We start from the raw sequence: 17,649 nt of genomic DNA on the forward strand, positions 1-17,649 counted from the left end.
ATTAAAAAAGGCAAATAACGTGAATCGCTATTTGCCTTTTTAACACTCTATAATTGTTTTTAGCAGTTGATTTACTTAGCCTTCGAGCTATTCGCCTTTAAGCTTTTAGCCTTCATAGTCACGAACTTGATTACGTAGCTGCTGCTTGTATTCAGGCGTGATTGGTTGGTTCTCTTCATCGAGCATAATCGCGTCAAGATCGCTTGCCATCATATAAGCAATGCTCATCATGCTATCAAAGCTGCGCACGGCTTGAGGATGTGGCAATGATAAAAACATAACGATGCCGTTATACGTGTTGGTCGCGACACTATGCGGATCAAAGGGCGCGATACCATCGTCGGTGATACCCATCATACTAAACCACAGCATACCCGTGCCGTCTTTTTGCTCATAGCGATGGAACATATTCATCGCGCCATAGCGCAGACCATATTTATCAATCAATGCTAGCAGATCATGACCACGGATAATCGCGGTTGGACGATCGCGATATTGGTGCGGCAAGATAGTGATGTTGATGTTGTCTTTGGCATTGATCAAAGGGCCATTTTGCGCGTCATCGCCTGATTCTGATAAATGCTGATCCAGTATCGGGCTGTTGTTGTCGAAGCTTGGCTCTTCTGCCGTGTCAATCGATGGCATCAAACTATCTGTTGCCGACATGAGGCTAGAGAATGCATCAGGCTCTTGCTCGATATGCATCTGCTCAGCCGCCTCTAAAAACTCAGCGTTATCAGCGCGACGTTGCTCTTCTTGCCAGCGCGCATAGTCCTCATTGTCGACGACGTCATGATCTTCATCCGCCATAGTGTCACGCTCAGCAGTCAGCTGGGGATCGACGTTAGTATGAGTCTGCGTCAATGGCTCTTCTTCAACGACCGCATTCAGATAAGTGCGGTCAGGGCCAATGCTCGTCTCGCCAGCAACCGTATCATCAAAGTCTGGCTGATCAACGATATTGCGCTCATGACGCGGTATGATGGGAATACCGTTTTTATCATAATTGACCGCAGCAGCTTCAGCACCATTACGGCGCTTAAAACTGCGAATGACCATAAACAGCCCTGCGAGCACGATAAACGCAGCAATGGCAATCAATACAAACTGAATAGCGGTCATGATAAATACATCCTAGTATATATAACAAAAGGGAATACACAAACGAGCATAAATGGCAATATTCTAGCATGGCTGACCCATGTCGTCACCACATTGTGTACTTTATAACCAGTATGCTGGACTGAGGTCAAGCTTATTTGTATTTATGCCGATGGATTGATTATATTTGCATCGCTTTGATTCTCATAGCGCTTTTAATTTTGGCTTTTTTGGTCTTAGCTCTCTACATAACGCGCGGCTTCATCAAGCGACACACTGACTAGGGTAGAAATACCTGCGCTTGGCATGGTGATGCCTTTTAGCTCATCGGCAATCTGCATCGTCAGTTTATTATGACTGATAAAGATAAACTGCAAGTCATCTGCCAACTCATGAATGAGGCTAGTAAAACGCGCAACATTGGCATCATCGAGTGGCGCATCAACTTCATCAAGCACACAAAACGGCGCCAGATGCTGCTTAAATATCGCAAAAATTAGGCTCAATGCGGTCAGCGTTTTTTCACCGCCAGAGAGTACGGCTAGGCGGCTATTGCGCTTGCCCTTTGGCTGCGCCATCAAGGTAAGCCCTGTCCGCCATTGCTCCGACTTTGGCGTATTGGCTGGCATCTCGTCTGTGTTCAGTGTCAGACTGGCTTGCCCGCCGCCAAAGACTTTAGCAAACAAATTGGCCAGCTCATTATTGACCGCATCGAGCGTCTGCATAAATAGCGTCTTGGTCGTCTCATCGATCGAAGCAATCGCTTCAGTCAATGTCTGCATACTGGCGGCGATATCGGTGGTCTGCTGCGCAAGTGGCTCCAAGCGCTCATTGACCTCGGCCAACTCCGCGACAGCAGCAAGATTGACAGCGCCAATCTTACTTAATTGCTGCGCAAGCTTGGCGCGTTCGGACGCAAGCTCAGCGATTTTGTCTGGGCGCACACGGCGATCATGAGCGATAAAGTCTGCCAGTAAGTTTGAGACACTCATGGTTTGTTGAGGCTGTTCTGCTTGCGTTTTGTACTTCTCACTCACTTGAGTATAAGCATCTAGAGCGCTTTGGGTATGTCTACTTGCATCCTCCAAGCGCGCGGCACTTAATGCTAACTCAGTTGCATGCTGTGCAAGTTCGCTTTGCTGCGTCTGCAAGGTATTTTGCAACGTATCAAATGCCGTCTGCTGCTCAGCATATGCTTGCTTTAGCGCTGTGAGCGCGCTATCACGCTCACTCAATAACGCTTGCTGCTCATCACGCATTGTCTGTGCGCGCTGCAGTGCCGCTTGCAGCGTTGGTAATGTGCTCTGCTGCTTATCATGGCGCGCCTGTAGACTCTGCTCATTCTCTAATGACTTGTCATATTGCTCGGTTGCACGCGCCAGACTGCTCACACAATGCTCTAAGCGCATCTCGTACTTCTGAATACGTAGCTGCAGTGCCTGCCAAGCCTCATCATCGGCTTGACGTGCGCGGTGTAGCTCGCTGCGCTCAGATTGTAATTGCTGATTGGTCGCTCGTGCCTCTGCTATTTGCGGCGTGAGTGTGGCGATCTCGCGTTCGATATCCTGCTGCTCATTAAGAAGTGTCTGCGCCTCATGCGCAAGCTCTTGCTTTTCCTGCTCGAGCGCCGCTTTGTCAGCATTTAGGCGTTGGCTGTCTGCTTGCAAGCGCTCGGCGTTGGCGCGCTCGGTCGTCAGTTGCTGCTGGTATTTATGCTTATCACGGGTTAATTGCTCAGCTTGGGCACGCGTTTCTTCCAAACTGACTATCAACGCATCATAATCGCGCTGATTTTTTGCGATAGATTTTTGCTGATTGTCGATGCTCAACTCTAGCTCACCGAGCAGGTCCTCTAGCGTTTGCAAACGCGTGCGCTGCGCCAAACGCTGGGTGAGAAACTGACTGCTGCCCTCGCTTTGATCGTCTTGCGCGCCAGCGAGCTTACTCAAATTAAGCGTGCCTTGACAACTAATGATCCAACCATCAGCAGTCAGCAGAAGCGCTGATGACGGTAATGACTTTAAGACATCGGCAAACACGTTAATATCATGCTCACTAGCAGACTCAAACTGCGCTGTGTATAGATAACACTGCTGCCATAGCGCAAGCGCAGGCTGCGCAATCAGCTGTGATAATGGCAACACTTTATCAGTTAAGCTCTCTGGTAAGTCGCTGATAAAGGCACTGTCTCTGGTTTTATTTTGCTTCGCAGGCAACCATAGGCTATGACCCGTTGCTAGTGTTTTTTCTTTTGTACTGGCTGAGGTGTTTTGTATGGTTTGATAAGTCAGTAAATCAGTAATGTCATCTTCAAGTGCTTGCCACAAACTCAAACTATTGGCTTTTTGATCCGCATCATTCACATGGTCAGCACGGCTTGCAATTAATACATGGCTGTCTAGCCATAACGCTAAAACACTATCGAGTAGCTGTGCGTGCGCTTGCCCTGTCGCACTCAGTTCAATCTGTTCACGCAGCGTCGTAATAGCTAATTGCTGCGTATTTACAGCGCCACTATCGGTGTTATTTGTTGCAGCTGCTTTGTTTTGAGAGTTTGATATAGGTTTTGGATGCAATATCTGATGCAAAGTGTCGTATTCACCTGCCAGTAACGCATGACGTTTTTCATCATCGCTCAGCTCGCGTTGCTGCGTGTTCAGTCGCTGCTGCAAATGATGCGCTTGCGGCTGTATCTCAGACAGACGTTCATCCACCCCTTCTTGCTGACGCTCAATCTGCTGTAGCTGTTTGCTCAGCTTAGCGACTTGCTCTTCTAGCACCTGATGCAAGTCTTGCTCGTCTGCTGCCTGACTTGCATCAGCACTGGCACTAACAGCACTGGCAGATGGGGCTATAGACTGCTGTAATTGCTGCCAGAGGTTTTGCCAATTTTGCGCGCGGCGTTGCCACTTATCATCGCTTTGCTGGTGACGCTTTTGTGCTTGGGTATTAATCGCCTGCTGCTGCTCAAGCGTGCGTGCCTTGTCTTGTAGACGCGACAGCTGGTTTTGCGCATCATGCCACGCGCGCTGCAATGGCTGCTCATGACGCTTGTGGTTATCACGCTTGTCGCTCAGCTCAGCGAGCTGTGGGCGTAACGTCTCTAGTGCTTGCTGCTGCTCAGCTTGTTCAGCGTTAAGCCGCTCAATATCAGCGAGTGATTGCTCACGCTGCTGCGCCAAGTGAGACAGTTGCTGCTCAATGGCTGCCAGCTGTGCAGTGGCATCACTCAATTGATGCTCAGCGTTTTGGTAGCCCAGCTGCTGCTCGTAATGCGCGCTTTGGGCATCATCTTTGAGCCATTGCTCTTGGTTAATACGGGCGGTGAGCTTGTCTTGCTGTGCCTTTAGCGTGTCATAATCCGCTTGCAATGTCGATACTTCAGCCGTACTGCGCTCATGTATGATTTTTCGCTGCTGATGCTGCTGCTTGGCTTGGTAGAGCTGCTGAATGGCAAGCTGCTGCTCAATATCAGCCAAGCTTAGTGAGATCTCTTCGTGACGCTGCGCGCTCGCTGCCTGTTTGGACAGTGTCTTTTGTTGGCGGAGCAGCTCGCTTTGCATATCGTGCAGACGCGCCAGATTGTCTCTTGTCTTTTCAAGCTTTTTTTGTGTCTCTTCGCGGCGCGCCTGATAGCGCGACACCCCAGCCGCTTCTTCGATAAACTCACGCAGTTGCACAGGACTTGACTCAACAATCCGCCCAATCATACCTTGTTCAATCACCGCATAACTGCGCGCGCCCAACCCTGTTCCCAAGAACACGTCGACCACATCGCGGCGGCGACAGCGCGTACCATTGATAAAGTAATCTGAGCGGCCGTCTTTATTGACCTGACGGCGAACGGACAGCTCTTGGTACAAGTTAAGCTCATGGCGAATACCTGTCTGCTCATCTTGGGTATGCTCAAAGGTCAGCTCGACACTCGCCACACTCTTGGCCGCTTTGTCTTGCGTACCAGCAAAGATGACATCGCTCATCGCCCCGCCGCGCAGCTGCTTGGCAGAGGTCTCACCCAGCACCCAGCGTATGGCATCAATCACATTGGATTTGCCGCAGCCGTTTGGCCCGACGATGGCGGTGATACCATGACGAAAAGTAAAGGTCGTTGGGTTGGCAAAAGATTTGAAGCCTGCCAGCTTTAGGGATTTTAAGCGCATGAATAGTCAGTTGATATGGCGAAAACAGGCGGCTATTCTACCTGAAATTGTTGTAAGTTTTTAGGGTTAAACGTCTAAGTGCATAAACGATTTTGACTTCAGGCTTTGATGAAACCCTCGTAATAGTTTTTGCTCCACTTGGCTGACCTCGTTTTCTCCTAAGTAGCGTTGATTGAACGCAATCAATGCTGACCACGTGATACTGGCCACTTGCAGATGATCGACGATGTCTAACAGCTCTGGTCTTAATAGATGCTGATATTTTTTGGGTCTTTTGTGACACAGCGCCAGCTCTCGGTCGGCTAAGCGCTGCTTGTTGTGCTCTAGCTCACTGCCGCCGATGAACAACAACAAAAACTTAGCCCCTTTATCAATAAAGCCTTTATCAAGTAAATGCTCATACATCACGCAGTACTTGAGCAGCTGATCTGGGTTTTTTCGACCATTAAATTTCAATTCATTGGCTACCAGCATATTCGCCTGATGGTTGTAGGCCAAATTGTCCATATACATTGCTTTTAGCTCTGTGCTGGCCTCAAACAATCCACTGTTGCCATGGGTTGACCACGACCCATTTGGCTCAAAGGTGATGAATTGCTGATAAAATGAGTCTAAGTAGACATCACTACATAAACTTAAAAAGATATCGAACTCTTTGTTGAGATACTCTTCAGAAAAAAACATGACACGGCGGGTGGCCTCTCTCGGATGACAGATACCGACCCTTTGGGATGAATAGGTTTCTAATTGCTCCGTGTCATGCATTTTTGCGTTGAGCTTTTTGATAATGGCGTGTTCAATCTCTTCTACACTTTTGCCTGCTAGCTCAGGCTGGGTAGCCCACTCAATGATTTGGCGTACATATTGCTTTTTGGTGATACCAAGAATTTGCTTGGGCTCCCACGCCAAAAACTCTACCATATTGGTAAGACCAGTCGTCCATGATAGCTGATCTTTCAAGTGCCTCACCGAGCCAAAGACACGGCGATATTTTTCTGCTGCTTTCATACTAATAATGTCTCATGGTTTACATACTAGGTTTATTCTATTTAACCTTTCTTCTGCTTTGATTAAAAATACAATCGTAGACGCTGTCATGTGTAGCACATACTGAATAAGGTGTTCAGGAACTTCTATCTCATCATTACCTTTGCCATGACCACTAAGTTTATTTCGAGGTGTACCTATGCTTGAGATAAGCATATTACCTAATGAATTAAAATGATCAGTCCAAAATTTTGGTATCAGTTCATTAGCTAGACAACAATCAATAAGCCTCTTTGAAGTATCTTTTTTGCCATATTCCCAATCATGTTTATCTAGTATGATTTTCATGGTACTTTCAAATGCTTTAAGACAATCTGTTAGAGCGGCATCGTAACGACCATGACGATAATGTTCGTGGGCGTTTAAAAACTCTTCTTGAGCACCTCTGTATGTAGGGTTACTTAATAACTGTAAAGCGGGTTTGACCGCTTCAGCATGAATAAACTCAGAGTCCACTCTAACGATTTGACCGTTTTCATATTGATAACCTACACCGTTTTCAAGAAATCTATGATTTAATTCATTTATAGTGTCATCTAAATTTATGTTGACTTCACGTCTATTTTCTTTAGAGAATTTTGATATTGTTTTCATCATCAGTTCTACTACACTTAATGCCTTTTCCGCACACTCTTCCTCCAAAAAATATTTATAAATACTTTCAAAATAAATAATCAGCCCTTCTACGTTGCTATCATCTTCATTCAACTTAAAAACACCAGTTTCCTTGCATAATATTTTGTAGCAATTTTTTAAGTATTCACGATTTAGGGTTAATTGACTCCAATTAATACCAGATTGATCTTGACCTATTGTTTCGTTCCAAATATGAACAATTTGTACTTTTAATTTGTTAGGCAATTCTTCGTACTGGTAAACGTCAGGATATTCGCCTCGAATTCTTTTCTGTCTTTTATGGAATAATTCGGTAATAGCCATATTGAACCCTCAATTTATTATTAGTAACTAATTCACTACACCAAAACTAAATCACGCCCAGTCCACTTAATAACAACTGCCCTCCTGCAAATATCAGTAGGACTCCAAACGCGCGCTTGAGCATCAAGGCAGGCAATACATGAGCGAGTTTGGCACCCACTTTTGCCATCGCAAAGCTCGCCACCGAAATACACAAAAACCCTATGACATGGACAAATCCGATGGTGCCCTCAGGCAGATTGACCACATCTTGACCAAACCAGGCAAATCCAGCCGCGCCAGCCAGAGCAATAGGCAGACCGCACGCCGCTGACGTCCCGACCGATTGCTTCATCGGCAGCCCCGCCCAGTTCAAAAACGGTACGGTCAAACTACCACCGCCAATACCGAAGATAGACGACGCCATGCCAATGCCCGTACCAGCGCCAAACTGTACCCCAGCAGGTGGCAGCGGTTTGCCCACTTGCTCTTTGTTAGAAAAGAACAGCATTTTTAGCGCAACCAATAGCGCGCCAACACCGATGATGGCTTGTAGCGCCTGACCATCAATCATATCTGCGATACCAGCGCCGACCAGACTCCCCATAACCAAGCCGAGCGCCATCTTGCGCCATACTTCCCAGCAGACACCACCGCGTTTATTATGAGCCGTCAGTGAGCTGATCGAGGTCACAACAATGGTCGCAAGAGACGTACCAATAGCTAGGTGTGTCACCACCTCTGGCGAAAAGTCATACGCGGTAAAAATCCAGACCAGGGCGGGGACGATAATCATGCCGCCGCCCACGCCAAACAAGCCTGCACTGACACCTGCAAACGCCCCTGCAATCACAAACCACACATATAACATCATAGAACAAACCTTTTATAATACTGGCCTAGGGCGTGTTGAACATTCGACCATGGCACTGACAGCGACTATTTTTTAGGCGAGTCGATGTTAAAAATAATAAGTTTAGTCACTCTAAGCGCTTATTTTTAACGATGAAGCGGCAAAAAAGAGTCCTGTCCCCTGCTTTTTATCGTTGGGGCTGATGCTAAAATTGCCCCATACTGCGTTACAAATCTCGCTAAGGCATCTGCATTATCGTCGCTTTGTGCCTTGTCTGGAACAATTTTAGCGATCAGCAGTGCCTATTTGCGAATGTTCAACACGCCCTAATTTTATTGCCTACTTACTGGTTTCTTAGCGCACTTAACTGTATTTGCCAAATCTCAACGTGACCTTTATTCTGTCTTTGGTAACCGCTTAGTATATCAAAGTTTCCTTTAACCACATCGATTAAACTTATGTCACCACTCACCAATTTTTCTCCCGCTTTATCCGAGCTTAACCACCGCCACGTTGCCAGTAGCACCTCGACCAATAGCGAGCTGATCGCAGCGCTGCAAGATGGCACGCTAGATGCTGCTACCGTACACGTCTTGACCGCAGAGACGCAGAGCGCGGGACGTGGACAACATGGGCGCTCGTGGCAGTCGCCGCGCGGCAATGTCTACCTGTCGTTGTACCATCCGGTGCATATGCCAGTTAGTGGTTTATTGTCTTTAATTATTGGCCTTGAGCTGGCAAAAATGCCTGTTATCCAAACCTTGAATGAACAGCTACAAGCGCAAGGTCTGACGCCAATTGGTGTGAAATGGGCAAATGATTTGGGGTTTTATCAGAGTCAAGCCAGTCATCATTCTGAATTGGCGCACTCTGCACCCGATGGTTCAGCTTTAGACAGCGCCATCTCACTTCAGCGCACATTGCCCTTTCAAAAGCTCGCTGGCATCTTGATAGAACCTGTGACCAAATCAGGTAAGCTGGTTGGTGTGGTGCTAGGCATTGGGTTGAATGTAAAAGCTGCGCCAACACTCACCGCGCAAACGTCTGAGGGGATGAGTTATCAAGCGATCAGCTTACAAGATATCTATGCAGTGCTGCAGCCAGCAACACAAGCCACTCGCCTGCCAGACTTACAAACATTGTATCAGCAGATGAGCAAAGCACTGATGGCAGCGATGACTCGATTTGAGCATTTGACCATCGAAAAACCAACGGGGCATACCTATTATTTAGATGGATTTTTGCAGCAGTTTGCAGCGATGGATGCGCTAGCCGGTCTGCGTTTACGTGTTACCCAAGACTATAACAATGAGAACAAAGTCATGACGGGAGTCGCTTGCGGTGTCGACACTCATGGGTGTTTGCAATTACAGCAAGATAACGGTAAGATTTCTACGCTTTTTACTGGACGTATTGACGTTATTTATTAGGCTTAACTAACAAACTGACGAGCACCATCATTAACGAGCGCTATATAAAGGGATTTTTATGCTCTGGCTTGATCTTGGCAATACCCGCCTAAAATACTGGCTGACCGACGATATCGGGCAGATAGTCTCACATGATGCCAAGCAGCATCTGCAAGCACCCGCTGAATTACTCATGGGTCTGACTGACCGCTTTGAGCGTTATGCACCCGACTTTATTGGTATCTCATCCGTACTGGGCGATGCGCTCAATGCCCAAGTATCAGAGACGCTCAGTCGTTTGAACATTCCATTTGAGTTTGTCCATGTTGATGCCGCGCATGCGCTTATGAAAAGTGCTTATAATGACCAGCAGCTCGGCTGTGATCGCTGGCTACAGATGCTAGGAGCCGTCGATAAGAAAAAACGCCAATGCGTGATCGGCTGCGGTACGGCGGTGACGATTGACTTGATTGATCACGCTGAGCATTTGGGTGGTTATATCTTCCCCAGTATTTACCTACAACGCGAGTCTCTGTTTTCTGGAACCAAACAAATCACTATCTCTAACGGTACATTTGATAGTGTTAGCCAAGGCATGACCACCCAAGACGCGGTGCACCGCGGTATCTTGCTCTCTATCGTTGGTGCGGTTAATGAGATTAGCCGTCGTCACCCAAACTTTGAAGTCATCATGACAGGCGGCGATGCGGCCACTATCTCGCAGCATGTCAATCGCCCCGTACGCTTGCGCGATGATTTATTATTAAATGGTCTGGCACGGTATTTTGATTATCGTAATAAGTCATAATCCGTCATAGATAAGCCAACATCATACTGTCACACTGACAAAAAAAGCAGCACGTTTAAAGCGTGCTGCTTTTTTATTAGATACTTTTCTCTTTTATAAGGTCGAAGCTTTGCTAGCTATAGTCGAACCACTATTAAAGCGTTACAGCGTTAGACTCGTTTAGCCTACTACTGTAGTACTTGCACTCGTCTGCCTTGTACCACTTTTAATATTGACTGACTATACTGCCCTAACCCTTTTTTATTTGGTCTCATTAAACAGCTCACGACCGACCAGCATACGACGAATCTCGCTAGTACCTGCGCCAATCTCATACAGCTTAGCATCGCGCCAGTAGCGACCGAGTGGATACTCGTTGGTATACCCATTACCGCCAAATATCTGAATGCCCTCACCTGCCATCCATGTGGCTTTTTCGGCGCACCATAAAATCACACTAGCACAGTCTTTTCGCACTTCTCGGCTGTGTCCTGCGCCGTGCGCATCTAGCATATCGAGGTTTTTACCAACGGTGTATAAGAAGCTACGACCTGCCTGCAAAATAGTATACATATCAGCCACTTTGCCTTGGATTAATTGAAACTCACCAATTGCTTGACCAAACTGCTTGCGCTCATGGATATAAGGGACGACATTGTCCATCACTGCTTGCATGATGCCAATAGGACCTGCGGCTAATACGGCACGCTCATAATCTAGGCCACTCATGAGTACCTTAACGCCTTCATTAAGACCGCCCAAGATATTGTCGCTTGGTACTGTCACATTGTTAAAAGTCATCTCACCCGTATGGCTACCACGCATGCCAAGCTTGTCGAGCTTTTGCGCGGTACCAAACCCTTCCATACCTTTTTCTACGATAAAGGCAGTCATACCTTTGGCACCCATCTCAGGATTGGTCTTGGCATAGACCACCATCACATCCGCATCAGGGCCATTGGTGATCCACATTTTGCTACCGTTCAAGATGTAATTGCCGTCTTTTTTTTCGGCTTTGAGCTTCATGCTGACGACATCTGAACCAGCACCGGTCTCACTCATTGCTAATGCACCGATGAACTCGCCGCTGATGAGTTTTGGCAAATATTTTTGTTTTTGCGCCTCAGAGCCATTGCGTTTGATTTGATTGATACAGAGATTGGAGTGGGCACCATAGCTAAGCGCTACCGATGCTGACGCTCGGCTGATTTCTTCCATGGCGACCATATGAGCGACGTAGCCCATGTCCGAGCCGCCGTACGCTTCAGGGACGGTAATGCCATGTAGACCCAGATCGCCCATCTTTTGCCACAGATCCATAGGGAACTCATCACTGCTATCGATCTCGCTTGCACGTGGGGCGATTTCGTTTGCCGCAAACTGCTGTACGACATCACGTAGCGCGTCAATATCTTCGCCAAGCTGAAAGTTCAATCCAGGTAAACTCATAACCATTCCTTGTTTTTTAGTATAGTCAATCAATATTAAAAGTGGTACAAGGCAGACGAGTGCAAGTACTACAGTAGTAGGCTAAACGAGTCTAACGCTGTAACACTTTAATAGTGGTTCGACTATATTTCATTTTTACGATAATTTTTTAAGACTGACGTTTATTAATCAAAGCCCGTGCCACATTTGAGCCATTTGGACGCTTTAAAAACCCACTAATACGCTCGCCTGCCACGACCAATTTTTCCAAATCGATACCCGTGCTAATACCCATGCCATGCAGCATATATACCACATCTTCGGTCGCGACATTGCCCGTTGCGCCTTTGGCATACGGACAGCCACCGAGGCCTGCGACTGAGGTATCAAATTCGCCGACACCCATTTGTAATGCCGCTAGGATATTGCTGAGGGCTTGACCGTAAGTATCATGAAAATGACCTGATAACATGGCAATATCAGCATACTCAAGGGCTGCTTGTAGGGCGCGCTGCACTTTGAGGGGTGTACCCACACCAATGGTATCAGCAATGCCAATCTGCTCTGAACCAATCTCAATCAACCGCTTGGTGACATAAGCGACTTGGCTAGGGTCAATCTCGCCTTCATAAGGACAACCAACGGTACAAGAGATAACGCCGCGTACTTTGATACCTTGCGCTTTTGCCGCAGCGGCAACGGGCGCGAAACGCTCAATACTCTCATCGATACTGCAGTTGATATTTTTTTGGCTAAAGGTTTCGCTGGCTGAGCCAAAAATAACAATTTCATCAGGACGGTAGGCAATCGCATTGTCAAAGCCGCGCATATTGGGCACGAGTACTGAGTAACAAACGTCCTTCTGCCGCGTTGGCGCAAGCGCATCCAGCAATGCGCTGTTATCGCCCATTTGTGGCACCCACTTTGGCGAGACAAAACTGGTCGCCTCCAGTTTTTTAATCCCTGCGTCAATTAAATCATTGATTAAGGCTTGTTTAACCGCGGTCGGTACCGTCATGGATTCGTTTTGCAATCCATCACGCGGACTGACATCGACGATGGTGACATGGCTTGGATACGAGTGGCTCATGCTTATTGTCCTTTTCTATTCGCTTTCACTATCGATACGCAGTAGCTCATCACCATCAGCGACCAAATCACCTGCTGCAAATAATAGTTCTGCTACCACACCATCAGTTGGTGCGGTAATGGTATGTTCGATCTTCATGGCCTCAATGACCGCAAGTGGTTCGCCTTTTTTCACAGTATCGCCAATAGCTACTTTGAATGCAACGACTTGCCCTGGCATCGGTGATTTTAAGCTGCCGACTGCTGCTGTGTCTTCACCCACATGCGCCATCACATCAATTAAGGTAATCTCATCGCGTCCGCTATCTGTGAACACATAAACTGTCTCATTATTAACCCAGCTCTGCGCACTGATACGTGCACCCTCTAACCATAAGGTATGATTGTGCGCATCACTGCTATCATAACTGACTTGCCCTTCATAAACCGTTTCAGTCTGAGCGGCGACATTGATATTGCTATCATCCTGCGTATTCGCGATTTCTTTGCCAATGACAAGCGCAAAGCTACTGAGATTCTCGCTACCTTTTTTATTATCAAAGCAACTCGCATTGTGCCAATTGCTGATACAAGCAATATATGACTGCTCATTATAAATGAGGCTAAATGAGCGAGTGTAATCGCTATAAGCACGGAACCCTGTCGGCTTGCTAAAGGGGTCGTTGTCGATCTTTTGTAATACGGCTTCGCTCGCAAGCTGCTGCGTAATAGCCGTCACCACAAGCGTTGATAATCCAAGCGGATGCTGATCAAACAGCTTGTCCTGCTCGCGCTCTATCAATGCCGTATCAAGATTGGCTGTGCTAAATGAATCGGTATTTAAGATATAACGCAAAAATGCCACATTATTTGGTAAACCGACGATACGCGTCTGCGCCAATGCACGATCTAGTCTCGCCAACGCTTGCTCGCGTGTGGGCGCATGGACGATAAGCTTGGCAATCATAGAATCGTAGAAGGGACTGATGACATCACCCTCGCGTACGCCATCATCGATACGCACATCAGCGCCGTTTTTATCAATGACAAAGGTGCTGTGCTCAGGCTTCTGATAGGTAAACAACGTTCCTGTCGCTGGTAAAAAATTATTGTCAGGGTTTTCAGCACAGATACGCGCTTCGATCGCATGACCATTGATCGTCAAATCGTCTTGCGATTTTGGCAATGGCTGACCTGCAGCGACCAACAGTTGCCACTCGACCAAATCCACACCAGTAATGGCTTCGCTGACTGGATGCTCAACTTGCAAGCGCGTGTTCATCTCCATGAAATAAAAATTCATCGTGCCTTCGCGCTGCTCCACAATAAACTCAACCGTGCCAGCGCCGACATAATTAACCGCACGCGCCGCCTCAATTGCAGCCGTACCCATCGCTTCACGCATGGCCCTATCGACACCCGGTGCTGGCGCTTCTTCTAATACTTTTTGATGGCGACGCTGCACGGAGCAATCACGCTCAAACAGATGCACATAATTGCCATGCGTATCGCCAAATACTTGGATTTCGATATGGCGTGGTTTGAGCGCATATTTTTCGATCAACACTTGATCATTGCCAAAACTGGTAATTGCTTCACGGCGGCACGAGTCTAATAGATCGACAAAATCGCTGCTTTGCTCAACGATACGCATGCCTTTGCCGCCACCGCCTGCACTCGCTTTGATTAAGACAGGATAACCAATATCATCTGCTTGCTGCTGCAAAAACTGGGCGTCTTGATTGTCACCATGATAGCCGGGTATCAGCGGCACGCCAGCGGCCTCCATCAAGCGCTTGGACTCAGATTTGCCGCCCATGGCGCGAATCGCCTCAGCAGAGGGTCCGATAAACACCAAACCAGCATCTTGGCAGGCCTGTGCAAAATCGGCGTTTTCACTCAAAAACCCATAGCCTGGGTGGATGGCCTCAGCACCTGTTTGCTTGGCGATGGCAATAATGGCATCACCTTTGAGATAGCTGTCTTTCGGTGCCGAACCGCCTAGATAGATCGCTTCATCACAAACCGGCACGTGCTTGGCTTCGCGATCAGCATCAGAATAAACAGCGACGGTACTGACGCCAAGACGCTTGGCAGTTGCGGCCACTCGGCAAGCAATTTCACCACGGTTGGCAATTAGAATTTTAGAAAACATAACTATCCCTGTATCTTGTCGTTATTATTTGACGTCTTGTCTATTTGTCCGTTTATCTATTCGTTTATCGTTAGTCTGCTGTCAGCCAGTCAGGCTTACGCTTTTGCAAAAATGCTTGCACGCCCTCCTTTCCTTGTGTTGATGCGCGAATATCCGCGATACCTTTTACCGTATCAGCAATCAGCTCATCAGTGATGGGCGCGCCAGCAACATCGTGTAATAGCTGTTTGCAGGTTTTGACCGCATCGGGGCTGTTTTTAACCATTTTGGCACAAAGTGTCGTGACCTCATCATCTAACCATTCTTCGCTCACGCGCTCGTGAATAAAGCCAAGCTGACGTGCTTTTTTGGCATCAAACACCTCAGCACTTAAGAAGTAACGCTGCGCAGCTCTAGCGCCCATCGCTCGGATGACATAAGGACTGATGGTCGCAGGTGCCAAGCCCAAACGCACTTCGCTCAGGCAAAAGTTGGCAATTTTCACGGCGATGGCCACATCACAGACGGCAACGAGACCCATACCGCCTGCATAGACATCGCCTTGGATTGCCGCAATCGTCGGCTTGGAACATTCATAAATCGTCTTGAGCATTTGCGCCAATTTATCCGCATCCGCTAGATTCTCTTCATAGCTATAATCTGCCATGGCGCGCATCCAATTAAGATCAGCGCCTGCACAGAACGCTTTGCCAGCTGCCGCGAGTACAATGACACGCACCTCGTCATCCACACCAAGGGTGGTAAAAGCCTCTGTCAACTCGGCGATCATCTCGTCATTAAAGGCATTGCGTATCTTGGGACGATTCAACGTCACGGTAGCGACGTGTTGTTTTATATCGACTAATAGACTTTTATAATTATTACTATTTTTTGATTTTGCTTCTTTCATAACTTTCTCTATGTTCCTATTTATATGTCTATGTAAATACTTAGCCCAACGTTTGGGTCATCCATCATAATGCTCATATAAGAAAGTAAGATGTCAAAACCCGATGTCGCGGTAGAATCGTATTTAAAAAGATTGTCGCACCACTCTCTCATCACGAGCAGACCTTGGCGCTTACATTCTAAAGACACCAAACGTCGTCTCTTCAATCGGTGCGTTATAGGCAGCGCTCAGCCCCAATGCCAATATATGACGGGTATCAGCAGGATCAATCACGCCATCGTCCCACAGGCGCGCGGTGGCATAATACGGATGACCTTGCGCTTCATACATTTCACGAATTGGCGCTTTAAATGCCGCTTCATCTTCCTCACTCCACGCCTCACCCTTGCGATCAAAGTTATCACGCTTGACCGTTGCCAGTACTGACGCTGCTTGCTCACCGCCCATGACAGAGATACGGGCATTTGGCCACATCCACAAAAAGCGCGGACTGTAAGCACGGCCACACATACCGTAGTTACCCGCGCCAAACGAGCCACCAACGATAACGGTGAATTTCGGTACTTTGGCATTGGCAACTGCCATCACCATCTTGGCACCGTGGCGGGCAATGCCTTCGTTTTCGTATTTACGCCCAACCATAAAGCCTGTGATATTCTGCAAAAATACCAATGGAATTTTGCGCTTACAGCACAGCTCGATGAAATGCGTGCCTTTTTGCGCCGACTCACTGAATAGAATGCCGTTATTAGCAATGATACCCACAGGCATCCCTTCGATATGCGCAAATCCACACACTAATGTCGTGCCAAAACGTGCTTTGAACTCATCAAATGCACTGTCATCAACGATACGGGCGATGATTTCTTTGATATCAAATGGCTTGCGCTTGTCCGTTGGAATGACACCGTACAGCTCTTTGGCGTCATAACGTGGCGGCTTGGGCGTAATTTGATTAGGAATGTGTTTGGCAGGGCGATTCAAATGACTGACGATATTACGGGCGATGGATAACGCATGCGTGTCGTTTTGCGCTAAGTGATCGACCACGCCTGAGAGCCGCGTATGGACATCACCGCCGCCCAAATCCTCTGCACTCACCTCTTCGCCAGTTGCTGCTTTGACCAGTGGAGGCCCACCCAAAAAGATAGTGCCTTGCTCTTTGACAATAATAGATTCATCGCTCATGGCAGGCACATAAGCACCACCAGCCGTACAGCTACCCATGACCACCGCGATTTGCGGAATACCTGCCGCACTGAGGTTGGCTTGGTTAAAAAAGATACGGCCAAAATGCTCTTTATCAGGGAACACATCATCTTGGTTGGGTAAATTAGCACCACCTGAATCAACCAAATAAACACACGGCAAATGATTTTCTTGCGCAATCTCTTGCGCGCGCAAATGCTTTTTGACTGTCATTGGGTAGTAGGTGCCACCTTTTACCGTGGCATCATTACAGACAATCATACACTCAATACCATTAATACGACCAATACCGGCAATCACGCCAGCCGCTGGAATCTCTTCGCCATACATGTCATGCGCTGCCATCGGTGCCACTTCCAAAAACGGCGTACCCACATCAAGCAAACGCTCGACTCGCTCGCGTGGTAGTAGCTTGCCACGTGCTAGATGCTTGGCACGGGCGCGCTCTGAGCCACCTTGGGCGACTTTACGCAAGTGTACATACAAATCATCGACGATCGCTTGCATCGCCGCACTGTTTTGCTGAAAGTCGCTTGAGTTTGGACTCAGTTTACTGGTTATGATAGCGCTCATGATGTCCCTTTTCTTTGATACATAGATACGTAAATGCGAGTAGCTTTTATAT

General features: G+C 47.5%; 12 protein-coding genes. 2 read left to right on the forward strand and 10 right to left on the reverse strand.

Annotated features, from left to right (window positions below):
- Window positions 1–105 precede the first annotated feature (105 nt).
- The 5 genes from GYK50_RS10845 to GYK50_RS10865 form a co-directional block, all read right to left on the reverse strand.
- The gene (locus GYK50_RS10845; RefSeq protein WP_212563917.1) at window positions 106–1,122 is read right to left on the reverse strand and encodes a cell division protein ZipA; all 1,017 of its coding nucleotides are present in this window, start codon (window positions 1,120–1,122) and stop codon (window positions 106–108) included.
- 215 nt (window positions 1,123–1,337) lie between these two features.
- On the reverse strand, window positions 1,338–5,261 hold the full coding sequence (locus GYK50_RS10850) for an AAA family ATPase (protein WP_212563918.1): 3,924 nt from the start codon (window positions 5,259–5,261) through the stop codon (window positions 1,338–1,340).
- A 66-nt stretch (window positions 5,262–5,327) separates the two neighbouring features.
- Entirely contained in the window at window positions 5,328–6,269 is a 942-nt protein-coding gene (locus GYK50_RS10855) for a hypothetical protein (protein ID WP_212563919.1), read from the reverse strand.
- Between the two features lie 12 nt (window positions 6,270–6,281).
- Window positions 6,282–7,247, reverse strand: a complete 966-nt coding sequence (locus GYK50_RS10860) for an STM4504/CBY_0614 family protein (RefSeq protein ID WP_212563920.1) — start codon at window positions 7,245–7,247, stop codon at window positions 6,282–6,284.
- Between the two features lie 46 nt (window positions 7,248–7,293).
- On the reverse strand, window positions 7,294–8,097 hold the full coding sequence (locus GYK50_RS10865) for a sulfite exporter TauE/SafE family protein (RefSeq protein ID WP_212564557.1): 804 nt from the start codon (window positions 8,095–8,097) through the stop codon (window positions 7,294–7,296).
- Between the two features lie 440 nt (window positions 8,098–8,537).
- On the opposite strand from GYK50_RS10865, the gene GYK50_RS10870 reads away from it, so the two are divergent.
- Together GYK50_RS10870 and GYK50_RS10875 are read left to right on the forward strand one after the other, a co-directional pair.
- The gene (locus tag GYK50_RS10870; RefSeq protein WP_212563921.1) at window positions 8,538–9,509 is read left to right on the forward strand and encodes a biotin--[acetyl-CoA-carboxylase] ligase; all 972 of its coding nucleotides are present in this window, start codon (window positions 8,538–8,540) and stop codon (window positions 9,507–9,509) included.
- Window positions 9,510–9,567: 58 nt separating this feature from the next.
- A complete protein-coding gene (locus GYK50_RS10875) occupies window positions 9,568–10,296 on the forward strand; it encodes a pantothenate kinase (protein WP_212563922.1) in 729 nt (242 codons plus the stop codon).
- Between the two features lie 240 nt (window positions 10,297–10,536).
- On the opposite strand, the gene GYK50_RS10880 is transcribed toward GYK50_RS10875, so the two are convergent.
- The 5 genes from GYK50_RS10880 to GYK50_RS10900 all read right to left on the reverse strand — a co-directional run bounded on the left by GYK50_RS10880 (window position 10,537) and on the right by GYK50_RS10900 (window position 17,597).
- Window positions 10,537–11,724: an isovaleryl-CoA dehydrogenase gene (locus GYK50_RS10880; RefSeq protein WP_212563923.1), complete on the reverse strand. Its 1,188-nt coding sequence runs from the start codon at window positions 11,722–11,724 to the stop codon at window positions 10,537–10,539.
- Window positions 11,725–11,872: 148 nt separating this feature from the next.
- On the reverse strand, window positions 11,873–12,793 hold the full coding sequence (locus tag GYK50_RS10885; RefSeq protein WP_212563924.1) for a hydroxymethylglutaryl-CoA lyase: 921 nt from the start codon (window positions 12,791–12,793) through the stop codon (window positions 11,873–11,875).
- A 15-nt stretch (window positions 12,794–12,808) separates the two neighbouring features.
- The gene (locus tag GYK50_RS10890) at window positions 12,809–14,926 is read right to left on the reverse strand and encodes an acetyl/propionyl/methylcrotonyl-CoA carboxylase subunit alpha (RefSeq protein WP_093067683.1); all 2,118 of its coding nucleotides are present in this window, start codon (window positions 14,924–14,926) and stop codon (window positions 12,809–12,811) included.
- A gap of 70 nt (window positions 14,927–14,996) precedes the next feature.
- On the reverse strand, window positions 14,997–15,815 hold the full coding sequence (locus GYK50_RS10895; protein WP_093067680.1) for an enoyl-CoA hydratase/isomerase family protein: 819 nt from the start codon (window positions 15,813–15,815) through the stop codon (window positions 14,997–14,999).
- Window positions 15,816–15,986: 171 nt separating this feature from the next.
- Window positions 15,987–17,597, reverse strand: a complete 1,611-nt coding sequence (locus GYK50_RS10900) for a carboxyl transferase domain-containing protein (RefSeq protein WP_093067677.1) — start codon at window positions 17,595–17,597, stop codon at window positions 15,987–15,989.
- Window positions 17,598–17,649: the final 52 nt, after the last annotated feature.

This window comes from Psychrobacter pacificensis (assembly GCF_018336615.1).
GTDB lineage: Bacteria > Pseudomonadota > Gammaproteobacteria > Pseudomonadales > Moraxellaceae > Psychrobacter > Psychrobacter pacificensis.

Bases quoted from the DNA above. Each gene is read 5' to 3' on its own strand.
- GYK50_RS10900 (WP_093067677.1), bottom strand. From the start codon at position 17,597: ATGAGCGCTATCATAACCAGTAAACTGAGTCCAAACTCAAGCGACTTT.
- GYK50_RS10845 (WP_212563917.1), bottom strand. From the start codon at position 1,122: ATGACCGCTATTCAGTTTGTATTGATTGCCATTGCTGCGTTTATCGTG.
- GYK50_RS10875 (WP_212563922.1), top strand. From the start codon at position 9,568: ATGCTCTGGCTTGATCTTGGCAATACCCGCCTAAAATACTGGCTGACC.
- GYK50_RS10890 (WP_093067683.1), bottom strand. From the start codon at position 14,926: ATGTTTTCTAAAATTCTAATTGCCAACCGTGGTGAAATTGCTTGCCGA.
- GYK50_RS10850 (WP_212563918.1), bottom strand. From the start codon at position 5,261: ATGCGCTTAAAATCCCTAAAGCTGGCAGGCTTCAAATCTTTTGCCAAC.
- GYK50_RS10855 (WP_212563919.1), bottom strand. From the start codon at position 6,269: ATGAAAGCAGCAGAAAAATATCGCCGTGTCTTTGGCTCGGTGAGGCAC.
- GYK50_RS10885 (WP_212563924.1), bottom strand. From the start codon at position 12,793: ATGAGCCACTCGTATCCAAGCCATGTCACCATCGTCGATGTCAGTCCG.
- GYK50_RS10880 (WP_212563923.1), bottom strand. From the start codon at position 11,724: ATGAGTTTACCTGGATTGAACTTTCAGCTTGGCGAAGATATTGACGCG.
- GYK50_RS10860 (WP_212563920.1), bottom strand. From the start codon at position 7,247: ATGGCTATTACCGAATTATTCCATAAAAGACAGAAAAGAATTCGAGGC.
- GYK50_RS10870 (WP_212563921.1), top strand. From the start codon at position 8,538: ATGTCACCACTCACCAATTTTTCTCCCGCTTTATCCGAGCTTAACCAC.
- GYK50_RS10865 (WP_212564557.1), bottom strand. From the start codon at position 8,097: ATGTTATATGTGTGGTTTGTGATTGCAGGGGCGTTTGCAGGTGTCAGT.
- GYK50_RS10895 (WP_093067680.1), bottom strand. From the start codon at position 15,815: ATGAAAGAAGCAAAATCAAAAAATAGTAATAATTATAAAAGTCTATTA.